The sequence below is a fragment of the Microvirga sp. BSC39 genome (assembly GCF_000739015.1).
Classification (GTDB): domain Bacteria; phylum Pseudomonadota; class Alphaproteobacteria; order Rhizobiales; family Beijerinckiaceae; genus Microvirga.
Window position 1 is genome coordinate 49210 of the sequence record NZ_JPUG01000037.1, and the last position, 11452, is coordinate 60661.

Sequence of the window (11452 nt, forward strand, 5' to 3'; positions counted from 1 at the left end):
TCGCCATTCCAGTCGGGACCGACATAAGCTTTGCATTATTCTGCAAACGCAACCGGCTGCCGGGAGAGGGAACGCTCACTGCGACTGGCCGGTCAGAGGGCGGCACCTGGGCCTTGATGCCCATGAGGGATCGACGGTGTCCTGCGTATTCGTCCAGAGCGAAATACCTTCTTCGATGCTGGCGCTAGCGTTGCGTTGAGAACCTCGTTCAGGCTTCGGAGTTCCTCCTGCAGGAGGTCAAGGCGGGTTAGCAACTCGGCATCCGACATTCGGCCGGCAGACCGATTGGCGCTTGAGGGATACTGATCGCCCGTGGCTTGGCGGATGCTCGCCAGCGCCGTCCGCCCAATTCCCGGGACGGCCAACCAGCTTCTGTCACAGATCCGGGAGACCTCCTGAACAGTGGGCCTGAGCCCTTTGAACTCGCGCAAGATGGCAAGCCTCACCCGGGACGGAACGGCTTCTAGTGGGAATAACTCGTTCTCATACATCGCAAATCCCCGCATATCCCAAACACGCTCATGAAGTCAGAGTTCAATCGAGGCAAAGGCGCGACGGCATTGAGACTGATTTGAGATCCAGCACGGCCATATACAGAAAAGATCGGCCTGTCTCCCTATGCCCCAGCCCCAGGAGCCGCTTGGATAGGCCGTGGCAGGCGGGTCTCCTTGTCACTCTGTAGTCAGTCTACCCCTCCCAAGGGCATAGCCTCACCTTGAACGACATCGGATCGAATCCAAATATCCGCCGGATATTGTCGCACTTACGCTTCATAACGTGCGCTCGTGCGTTAGTGTTCTGCAGCCGGCCCAATCCAGAGGAAGCGAACTTGAAATGGAACTACGATAGGGGCGAGATCATCGCCGACGGCATCGTGCATGCGGTCGGGGTGATCGTCGGAACCATCTCCATCATCGCCTTGATCGTGCTGGCCGCCCCGACCGTTGGAGCGTGGGAGTTCACCTCCATTCTGATCTATGGCATGGGTCTTCTGACGGTTCTCACCGTCTCGGGGCTCTACAATCTCTGGCCGATCTCACCGGTCAAATGGATGCTCAGGCGGTTCGACCACTCGGCCATCTACCTCCTGATTGCCGGCACCTACACGCCGTTCATCACCCAGATGAAGGCGGGTGCGGAATCCCTGGTGCTGCTGGTCGGTGTGTGGCTCACCTCTGCAGTGGGCATTGCCCTCAAACTCCGCTTCCCCGGCCGGTTCGACCGCCTCTCGATCCTGCTCTACCTGTTCCTGAGCTGGAGCGGCGTCATGGCCTATGAGTCCGTTTTCGGCGCGCTTCCCGACTCCACCCTCTGGCTTCTCGCCATCGGGGGCATTCTCTACACGGCCGGCGTGGTGTTCCACCTCTGGGAAAGCCTGCGCTTTCAGAATGCGATCTGGCACACCTTTGTCCTGGTCGCGGCCGCCTGCCACTACGGCGCCGTGCTCGATTGTCTGGTGCTTGCACGGACCTGACGGGGCAACTCACTCAGTGTTGGCTTCGCGCTACCCGCAATGGCTCATTTCTTCCTGTTGTAAACGTCCAGGGAGACAGCTGCGAGCAGCACAAGCCCCTTGATGACCTGCTGGTAGTCGATGCCGATGCCTAGGATCGACATGCCGTTGTTCATCACGCCCATGACGAAGGCGCCGATGACCGCGCCCGTCACCTTACCGACACCACCCGTAGCCGAGGCGCCGCCGATGAACACGGCCGCGATCACATCGAGCTCGAAGCCAAGTCCGGCCTTCGGCGTTGCCGTGTTGAGGCGGGCCGCGAAGATCAAGCCGGCGAGGCCCGCCAGCACCCCCATATTGACGAAGGTGAGAAAGGTCAGGCGCTCGGTCTTGATGCCCGAGAGCTTCGCCGCCTTCTCGTTGCCACCCAGGGCATAAATCCGCCGGCCGACGGTCGTGCGGTTGGTCACGAAGGCATAAAGCGCGATCAGCACCGCCATGATGACGAGGACGTTCGGCAGGCCGCGATAGGTGGCCATGAGATAGCAGAACGCAATCACGAGCACGGCAAGCAGGCCGTTCTTGAAGAGGAACAGGCCGAAAGGCGCGGTCTCGACGGCATGCTTGAGCTGGTTGGAGCGGCTGCGGAAGCTGAAATAGATGATGGCTGCAACGCTCGCCGTTCCCAGGAACAGGGCCGTGTAGTTGAACCCCTCCCCGCCGAAGACGTCAGGGATAAAGCCTGAGCTCAGGCGCTGGAACACCACCGGAAAAGGACCGACCGACATGCCGCCGAGGAGCGCCAGGGTCAGGCCCTTAAAGACAAGCATGCCGGCAAGAGTCACGATAAACGACGGCACCTTGAAGTAAGCCACCCAATAGCCCTGGGCAGCACCGATCAGGCCGCCGACAATCAGGCAGGCGATGGTGGTCGTCACCGGATCGAAGCCCCACCTCACCATCATCATGGCGGCCAGACCACCGACGAAGCCGACGATGGAGCCCACCGAGAGGTCGATGTGCCCGGCTACGATGACGAGCAGCATGCCGAGCGCCATGATGACGATATAGCTGTTCTGCAGCACGAGGTTGGTGAGGTTCAGGGGCCGCAGCAGAGTGCCGTTGGTCACCACCTGGAAGAACAGCATGATGACCAGCAGCGACAACAGCATGCCGTAGTCGCGGAAATGGCTCTTGATGAACTCCATCCACGAGGTCTTGGGCTGGGAAACCTGAAGCTCGTCAGCGGTTCTCGTGTCCATCTCAGCGTCTCCCGGACTTGACGATAGCGTGCATGATTTTCTCCTGGGACGCTTCGGCGATGTCGAACTCGGCGATCAGGGCGCCTTCGTTCATCACATAGATCCTGTCGCACATGCCGAGCAGTTCCGGCATCTCGGAGGATATCATGAGCACACCTTTGCCGGCATCGGCCAGCCTGTTGATGATCGTATAGATTTCGTACTTCGCGCCCACATCGATGCCCCGAGTCGGCTCGTCGAGGATGAGAATCTCCGGGTCGGAGAAGAGCCACTTGCTGAGAACGACCTTCTGCTGGTTGCCGCCCGACAGGTTCACCGTCTCCTGGAAGACGTTGGGACTGCGGATGCGCATCTTGGCGCGATAGTCGTTGGCGACCGCCAGTTCCTGGATCTCGTCGATGACGAACCTTTTGGAGACCCCTTCGAGATTGGCCAGGGTCACGTTCTTACGAACATCCTCGGCCAGAACCAGGCCATAGGTCTTGCGATCCTCGGTCGCGTAGGCGATCCGGTTCGCGACCGCCTTCTCCACGGTGCTCACGTCGATCGGCTTGCCGTGGAGCATCACGCGGCCGGAGATGTTCTGGCCATAGCTGCGCCCGAACAGGCTCATGGCGAACTCGGTCCGTCCCGCCCCCATGAGCCCGGCGATGCCGACGATCTCGCCGCGCCGGATATTCAGGTTGATGTTCTTGACCACCTGCACATGGGTGTGAATCGGGTGGTATGCGGACCAGTTCTCGACCTGCAGGATGATCTCGCCGATCTTCGGCTCACGCCTGGGATATCGATCCTCCATGGTACGGCCCACCATGCCGCGGATGATGCGATCCTCGCTGACGGCCTGCGCCCGGCAGTCCAGCGTCTCGACCGTGCCGCCGTCCCGCAGGACCGTGATGGCATCCGCGACCTTCGAGATCTCGTTGAGCTTGTGCGAGATCAGGATCGAGGAAATGCCCTGAGCCTTGAACTGAAGCAGCAGGTTCAGGAGCGCGTCGCTATCCTTCTCGTTCAGGCTGGCGGTCGGCTCATCGAGGATGAGAAGCTTCACCTTTTTCGAGAGCGCCTTGGCAATCTCGACGAGCTGCTGCTTACCGACTCCGAGATTGGTCACGAGCGTATCGGGAGATTCATTGAGCCCGACGACCTTGAGCAGTTCCTTGGTGCGCGAATATGCCAGCGACCAGTCGATGACGCCGTACTTCGCCTGCTCGTTGCCGAGAAAGATGTTTTCCGCAATCGACAGGAGCGGCACCAGCGCCAGCTCCTGATGGATGATAATGATGCCGAGCGATTCGCTGTCGGCGATGCCCTTGAATCGGCGTTCCTCGCCTTCGTAAACGATGGAGCCGGAATAGGAGCCGTGCGGATAGACGCCGCTCAGGACCTTCATCAGCGTGGACTTGCCCGCGCCGTTTTCACCCACCAGCGCATGGATCTCACCGGCCTTGACGGTGATGTTGACGTTGTCGAGCGCTTTCACGCCCGGGAACGTCTTGGTGATCCCTCGCATCTCAAGGATTGCGTTCATCACATGACCTCAAGCCGCACTGGATAGGCAACCTTTCTTGAAACAGGCAAGGACCCCGCGCGAGCGCGCAGGGTCCACACGCATTGGGCCGGTTACTTGAACTCGGTTTCCTTGTAGTAGCCGCTGCCGACCAGAACTTCCTTCCAGTTCGACGCATCGACATTGACCGGCTTCAGCAGGTAGGACGGCACAGTCTTTACGCCGTTCTCGTAGGTCTTCGTGTCGTTGACCTCGGGCTGCTTGCCCGAAAGCACCGCGTCGACCATGTTGGCCGCGACCTTGGCAAGTTCACGGGTATCCTTGAACACCGTCTGGGTCTGCTCCTTGGCCAGGATCGACTTCACGGACGGGACTTCCGCATCCTGTCCGGTGATGACCGGCATCGGCTGCTGGGCCGAGCCGTAGCCCACGCCCTTGAGCGACGAGATGATACCGATGCTCAGGCCGTCATAGGGCGAGAGAACCGCATCGACCCGCTTGTCGGTGTAGAATGCGCTGAGCAGGTTATCCATACGGGATTGGGCAACGGCGCCGTCCCAACGCAGGGTCGAGACCTTGTCCATGCCCATCTGGCCGCTTTGAACCTTAAGCTTGCCGCTCTTGATATAAGGGTCGAGAACGGACATCGCGCCGTTGTAGAAGAAGTAGGCGTTGTTGTCGTCCGGCGAGCCGCCGAACAGCTCGACGTTGAACGGTCCCTTGCCTTCCTTCAGGCCGAGCGCCTTCTCGATATAGCCGCCCTGAAGCACGCCGACCTGGAAGTTGTCGAAGGTGGCGTAGTAGTCGACATTCTTGGAGTTGCGGATCAGGCGATCATAGGCAATGACCTTGATGCCCTTGTCGGCAGCCTGCTGGAGTGCGTCTGACAGGGTCGTGCCGTCGATGGCCGCGATCACCAGCACCTTGGAACCCTTGGTGATCATGTTCTCGACTTGGGAGAGTTGGTTCGGAATATCGTCGTCCGCGTATTGCAGGTCGACGTTGTAGCCCTTCTCCTTCAGCACCTTGACCATGTTGTTGCCGTCGTCGATCCAGCGAGCGGACGACTTCGTGGGCATGGCCACGCCGACGGTACCCTTATCCTGCGCCTGTGCGGCGCCAACGAGGCCGAAGGCTCCGAGAGCCACGGCCGCCAATGTGGTCGTAAATGTCTTCAAGTTCGTTCTCCCTCTTGTGCATGTCCAGGGCTTGGCTGTCGGCCCTGGCGCGTATCGGCACCCTTCACTCAAGAACTCTTCGTCAGCTTTAAGCTTCGGCCCGGGCCGAAGGCAGTGTCTGATCTTTTTATCAAGGCAAACTGCCGCCTGTGGGCAGAGCTGCTTTTCTGTTGTTTGATAGAGCGTTCGTTTGAACTCACCAATATTGAAGCTTACTATACGTCTCTCGCAGGCAGCAAGCACTCAACCCGTCGCCTCAGTCCGCTCCCGAGAAAGCATGGATCTGGATCCTGGCTAAGGAGCTTTCAGCGTGCTTGATCTGAACCCTTTCAGCCGCCTGCAGGATAAGCGACGCCATGGCGTCGCTTGCGGCGGACGGCTGGCGCTGCTCGATGGCGTCGAACACGGCCTGATGCTGGCGCATCACCTCATTGAACCGGTCGTCACTGGAGACCGGGGAACTGATCGTAAACGATGTTGCCAGCGCCGCCCCGATGACGGAACCAATCGATTGCAGGAAGGGATTGCCGGAAGCCTCCAGAATAGCCTGGTGGAAGGCCAGATCGGCTTTCGTAAACCCCTGCCGGTTGCTCTCGCACCCATACATACCTTGCAGCGCCTTATGCATAACCTTGAGCTGCTCCGGCGTCCGCCGCAGGGCGGCCGTCGCGCAGGCGAGCGGCTCGAGCGTCTGCCGGATCTCGAACAGCCATCCCAGGAAGCGGGCATCGACGCCCATCTCAAGATGCCACTCGAGGATGTCCGCATCGAACATGTTCCAGTTGTTGCGATCCAGAACCTTGGTGCCGACCTTGGTCTTGGACTCGATCAGGCCCTTGGCGGCCAGGGTTTTCAGGGCCTCCCGGAGCGCCGTGCGCGAAACCCCGAAAAGCTCCATGAGCTCTCCATCGCCCGGCAGGATGCTTCCCACAGGGAAGTGGCCCTGCATGATGTTCTGACCGATCCCATGGGTCACGAGGTCATGGGCCGATCGCGCTCTTGAGGGCCTCTGGATACCGTTCACCAACGCCATGATCCTGTTCTCTCACGTTGACCGGGACCGAACAGATGCCGCCGACAATCCCCGTTGCAAGACGATGAATGCAAACAGGAGAGCACCAATGGCGATTTTCGTCCACCAGGAACTCAGTGTTCCCTCGAAGGTAATATAGGTCTGGATCAACCCCTGGATCAGCACCCCGATCAGCGTGCCGATAATCGTTCCATAGCCTCCCGTCAGCAACGTGCCGCCGATAACCACCGCCGCGATGGTGTCGAGTTCCACACCGGTTGCGGCCAGGGAATAACCTGCGGATGTGTAGAAGGAGAAGACAATTCCAGCCAGGGCGGCAAGGAGGCTCGACAGCATGTAGATCCGGATCGTCGTCTTCCCTACGGGGACACCCATCAGTTCAGCCGAGGTCCTGTTGCCGCCAAGGGCATACACATTGGCCCCGAACCGCGTGAAATGGGCCAGAACAATGCCGGCCGCGAAGGTCACCAGCATGACGATGGCAATGAAGGTCAGCCGACCGCCGCCCGGCAGGGCGAAGGCGATGTCGGTGATCTGGCCATAGGCCGGGGCATTGATCGGGATCGAGTCCGTGGTGAGCACGAAGCACAGACCACGGGCCAGGAACATGCCAGCCAACGTCACGATAAAGGCCGGGATCTGGAAGGCATGGATCAGTAAGCCCATGCCGGCTCCGAACATGGCAGCCAACCCGAGGACAAGAAGGAAGGCCAGGTATGGATTGAGGCCGTATCGCTCGATGGCGACTGCCAGGAAAACACCTGTGAAAGCGATTACCGAGCCGACCGAGAGATCGATGCCGCCGGACAGGATCACGAAGGTCATGCCGACCGCCACGATGCCGAGAAAGGCATTGTCGGTGAGAAGATTGCCGATCACGCGTGTCGAGGCGAAGCTCGGAAACTGAGCGAGGCAGATCAGGTAGCCGACGATGAAGACGGCGAGCGTGATGAGGACCGGAAGGTGCCGCCGGATCATGCCTTGGCCCTCCAGATCGCGCGAACAGCCGACAGGACGGGAGACTGGGCCAGGAGCACGGCAAGCACGACGATCGCCTTCACGATGAGGTTGTATTCGGGCGGGTATCCGCTCAGCAGGATGCCGGTGTTCATGGCCTGGATGATGAGCGCCCCGACCACCGAGAGGCCAAGGCTGAAGCGCCCGCCGAACAGGGACGTGCCGCCGATGACCACCGCGAGAATGGCGTCGAGCTCGAGCCACAAGCCTGCATTGTTGGCATCCGCCCCGCGGATATCGGCGGTGACGATCAGGCCTGCGATGGCCGCACAGAGGCTGCACCACATGTAGACGGCAATGGTGACGGCCTTGGTGCCGATGCCAGCATAGGCGCTGGAACGGATATTGGCCCCGATGGACTCGATGAAGAGTCCGAGCGCCGTGTACCGGACCACGAGGTGAGTGATGAGGAGCATGACGAGGGCGATGACCACCGGCATCGGCAGCATCAGGAAGGATCCTCCGCCGATCACGGCAAAACCTTCGCTCACGAAAGTGATGATCTGGCCCTCCGTGACGAGTTGCGCGAAGCCGCGCCCGGCCACCATCAGGATCAGGGTCGCGACGAACGGCTGAATTTCGAGCACGGCGACGAGGATGCCGTTCCACAAGCCGCAGAGAAGTCCGACACCGGCAGCCGCCGCAAAGGCGACGGGAAGCGGGTAGCCCTGCGCCGTGAGAGTCGCGGCCACCGCGCCTGCAATGGCCATGACTGCACCAACGGAGAGATCGATCCCTCGGGTGGCGATAACGAGCGTCATGCCCAAGGCCAGAATGGCCACAGGCGCTCCCCTGTTCAGAACGTCAATGAGGCTCCCGAACAGACGGCCATCCTGCAGGCGCAGGGCGAAGAAGTCGCGAAAGACAAGCCAGTTGACGACAAGGACGATGAGGAGCGCAGCAACCTGGGGCAGACCCTTGGGCAAGGCGCGTGGAGCAATGGCCTGGATCATGCCGCTCATGAATGGCTCGCAATGGTTGTCATGATGGTGTCGGCACTCACCTCGTCCCCCGAAAGCTCTCGCACATGTCGGCGGTCGCGCAACACAACCACGCGGTCGCTGTAGGAGGCGATTTCCTCAAGTTCCGAGGAGATCACAAGGAGCGCAAGCCCGTCCTCGCATAGCCGCTCGATCAGGCGGATGATCTCGGCATGGGCCCCCACGTCGATCCCACGTGTCGGCTCGTCGAGGATGAGGAAGCGGGGCTCTGTGGCAAGCCAGCGGGCCAGAAGCGCCTTCTGCTGATTGCCGCCGGAGAGGAGACCGATGGGCTTTTCCGCATCCGGCGTTCGGATGTCGAGAAGCTTGATGAAACGGCTCGCGATCTCATCCTGCTTGGCTCGCGGGATCTTATGCAGCCAGCCGCGCTGCGCCTGGAGCGCCAGAACGATGTTCTCGCGGATCGACAGCTCTGCGACGATGCCTTCCGTCTTGCGATCCTCAGGAGTGAAGCCGAATCGCAATCGTGCCGCATCGCGCGGGGTCGCGAGGCGGACAGGCCTACCGTCGACGAAGGCTTGTCCGCCATCCGCCCGTTCGATGCCGAAGACCAGCTTGGCGGTTTCCGTCCGCCCGGAGCCGAGGAGACCGGCAAGCCCCACCACCTCGCCGGGGCGCAGGGCCAGATCGAACGGCTCGATCAGGCGGCTCTTGCCGTAATTCCTGAAGGCAACGAGCGGCTCTCCCGTCACGGCAGGACGCTGGTTGCGGTGGAGAGCCTCTGCGGCGAGCTCGCGTCCCAGCATCATGGACACGAGCTCGATCCGCGGCAATTCGGCGATGGGGCGCGAGCCAACGAGGCGCCCGTTGCGCAGCACGGTGATGCGGTCGCAGACGGCATAGACCTGATCGAGAAAATGGGTGACGAACACGATGCCGATGCCACGGCTCTTCAGGCGCCTTAGAATCCCGAAGAGCGTCTCGACCTCCTGGGCATCCAGGCTTGCCGTCGGCTCATCCAGGATCAGGACCTTGGCCGAGAGATCGACCGCGCGGGCAATCGCGACGATCTGCTGAATGGCCACGGAGTAACTGCTCAAAGGATTGGCGACGTCGATGTCGAGGCCATAGCCTGCGAGCAGTTCAGACGCGCGGCGCCGCATCTCGCCTGTCCGTACCAAGCCAAATCGATGCGGCTGGCGGCCGATGAAAAGGTTCTCCGCTACGGAGAGGTTCGGCAGAAGGTTGACCTCTTGATAGACGGTGCCGATCCCTAAGGAGAGCGCATCGGCTGGGTCCCGTGCGGCGACGTCCTGCCCCTCAAGACGGATGGTACCGCCATCACGCCGGAACACGCCCGTCAGCACCTTGATCAAGGTCGATTTGCCGGCGCCGTTCTCCCCCAAGAGACCGTGGATCTCTCCGGCATGGAGGGTGAAATTCACGTGATCGAGAGCCTGCACCCCTGGAAAGCTCTTGGTGAGGCCTCGTATCTCAAGGAGTTGAGGCTGCTCTGTCACTGGCTGCATCACGCCCTCGCCTGCCCACGCGCAAAACCGCTGAAACCCGCCGGGTTCAAGCGAGCAGCAGGCAGAGACCGCCTGCTGCCATTCATGCCTTATGATCTCAGTAGAGATCTTTGCGCTTGTCGTATTCGGCCTTCGCCGTGTCAGGCGTATAGACCTTGGACTCCGTCTGGATCCACTTCGGCGGCTGCTTGCCGTCCTTCTTGAAAGCCATCAGGGCGTCGAGAGCCGGGCCTGCCATGTTGGGAGTCAGCTCGACGGTCACGTTCGCTTCACCATCGGCCATGGCCTTGAAGATATCCGGAACGGCGTCGATGGAGACGATCTTGATGTCCTTGCCGGGCTTCAGGCCCGCTTCCTTGATGGCCTGGATGGCGCCGATCGCCATATCGTCGTTGTGCGCATAGACGGCGCAGATGTTCTTGCCGCCGCCTTCGGCCTTGATGAAGCTTTCCATGACTTCCTTGCCCTTGGTGCGGGTGAAGTCGCCGGACTGGGTGCGGATGATCTTCATGCCGGGATTGGCGGCGACGACCTGATCGAACCCCTTCTTGCGGTTGATCGCCGGGCTCGATCCGACCGTGCCCTGCAGTTCCACCACATTGCACTTGCCGCCCGTCTCCTTGGCCAGCCACTCACCCGCAACCTTGCCTTCATAAACGGTGTCGGAGGTCACGGCCGTCAGATAAAGCGAGTCGTCCTTGGTTTCGATGGAACGGTCGAGCAGGACCACAGGGATCTTGGCGTCCTTGGCCTCTTTGAGAACGGAATCCCAGCCTGTCGACACGACCGGCGCGATGAAGATCCCGTCGACGCCCTGCGCAATGAAGGACCGAACGGCGCGAATCTGATTCTCCTGCTTCTGCTGCGCATCGGAGATCTTCAGGTCGACACCGCGCTTCTCGGCCTCGATCTTGGAGACCTTCGTCTCGGCCGCCCGCCAACCGGACTCCGATCCGACCTGCGAGAACCCGATGGTCAGTTTGGACTGGGCGTAAGCGGCACCCGAGGACAGCATCAGTGCAGCCATGCCGATTGTCGTCAGAAGATGACGGGCCTTCATGCGTTCTCTCCCTAATTTGTCGTTGCTCTTCGACTTTAGCAGCCTTAACAGCTGCCTATTAGTAGTATTATATGAATTAAGGAGAGCGCCTATTCAACCAAAGTCGTGGGGTCATGGCTCCGCCCGGTTAGGTGCCATAGAGTGTCAAAGGCGAGCACGATGAGCGACGACAAAATGCGCCAACTCCGCAGCCAGGCTTGGTTTGGGCGCCAGGACAAGATGGGGTTCTATTACCGGTCCTTCCTCAAGAACAGCGGCTTCCCCCAGGACCAGTTCGACGGCCGCCCGGTGATCGGCATCTGCAACACCTGGTCCGAGCTCACCCCCTGCAACGCCCATTTCCGCACCATTGCCGAGCATGTGAAGTATGGCGTGCTCGATGCCGGCGGCTTCCCGCTCGAGTTTCCCGTCTCCTCGCTCGGCGAGGTGACCATGCGCCCCACCGCCATGCTGTTTCGCAACCTCG

At 60.8% G+C, this 11452-nt stretch carries 10 protein-coding genes; 2 read left to right on the forward strand and 8 right to left on the reverse strand.

The genetic code is table 11. The features are described from left to right. Positions 1-829 precede the first annotated feature (829 nt). Positions 830-1474 carry a hemolysin III family protein gene (locus MA07_RS04670; RefSeq protein ID WP_244445156.1) on the forward strand — a complete coding sequence of 215 codons (645 nt, stop codon included), beginning with the start codon at positions 830-832 and terminating at the stop codon, positions 1472-1474. Between the two features lie 44 nt (positions 1475-1518). Here MA07_RS04670 and mmsB read toward each other — a convergent pair whose 3' ends face one another. The 8 genes from mmsB to ytfQ form a co-directional block, all read right to left on the reverse strand. Beyond that, positions 1519-2718 carry a multiple monosaccharide ABC transporter permease gene (gene mmsB, locus MA07_RS04675; RefSeq protein WP_036347581.1) on the reverse strand — a complete coding sequence of 400 codons (1200 nt, stop codon included), beginning with the start codon at positions 2716-2718 and terminating at the stop codon, positions 1519-1521. 1 nt (position 2719) lies between these two features. Continuing rightward, positions 2720-4252, reverse strand: coding sequence for a multiple monosaccharide ABC transporter ATP-binding protein (gene mmsA / locus MA07_RS04680; protein WP_200879320.1), 1533 nt, complete (start codon positions 4250-4252; stop codon positions 2720-2722). 89 nt (positions 4253-4341) lie between these two features. Then, a complete protein-coding gene (gene chvE / locus MA07_RS04685) occupies positions 4342-5406 on the reverse strand; it encodes a multiple monosaccharide ABC transporter substrate-binding protein (protein ID WP_036347585.1) in 1065 nt (354 codons plus the stop codon). 256 nt (positions 5407-5662) lie between these two features. After that, entirely contained in the window at positions 5663-6439 is a 777-nt protein-coding gene (locus tag MA07_RS04690; RefSeq protein ID WP_081928774.1) for a FadR/GntR family transcriptional regulator, read from the reverse strand. 12 nt (positions 6440-6451) lie between these two features. After that, positions 6452-7414 (reverse strand): galactofuranose ABC transporter, permease protein YjfF, encoded by a 963-nt coding sequence (gene yjfF / locus MA07_RS04695; RefSeq protein ID WP_036347619.1) that lies wholly within the window; start codon positions 7412-7414, stop codon positions 6452-6454. Next, positions 7414-8418, reverse strand: a complete 1005-nt coding sequence (ytfT, locus tag MA07_RS04700; RefSeq protein WP_081928775.1) for a galactofuranose ABC transporter, ATP-binding protein YtfT — start codon at positions 8416-8418, stop codon at positions 7414-7416. Before ytfT ends, yjfF begins: the two co-directional genes overlap by 1 nt. Continuing rightward, positions 8415-9926 carry a galactofuranose ABC transporter, ATP-binding protein YtfR gene (ytfR, locus tag MA07_RS04705; RefSeq protein ID WP_036347587.1) on the reverse strand — a complete coding sequence of 504 codons (1512 nt, stop codon included), beginning with the start codon at positions 9924-9926 and terminating at the stop codon, positions 8415-8417. The genes ytfT and ytfR overlap by 4 nt, the downstream gene beginning before the upstream one ends. A 97-nt stretch (positions 9927-10023) precedes the next feature. Next, positions 10024-10986, reverse strand: coding sequence for a galactofuranose ABC transporter, galactofuranose-binding protein YtfQ (gene ytfQ / locus MA07_RS04710; RefSeq protein WP_152568721.1), 963 nt, complete (start codon positions 10984-10986; stop codon positions 10024-10026). Between the two features lie 159 nt (positions 10987-11145). Here ytfQ and MA07_RS04715 point away from each other — a divergent pair. Beyond that, positions 11146-11452: dihydroxy-acid dehydratase (locus MA07_RS04715; RefSeq protein ID WP_200879321.1), on the forward strand; the 307-nt coding region annotated here is incomplete at its 3' end.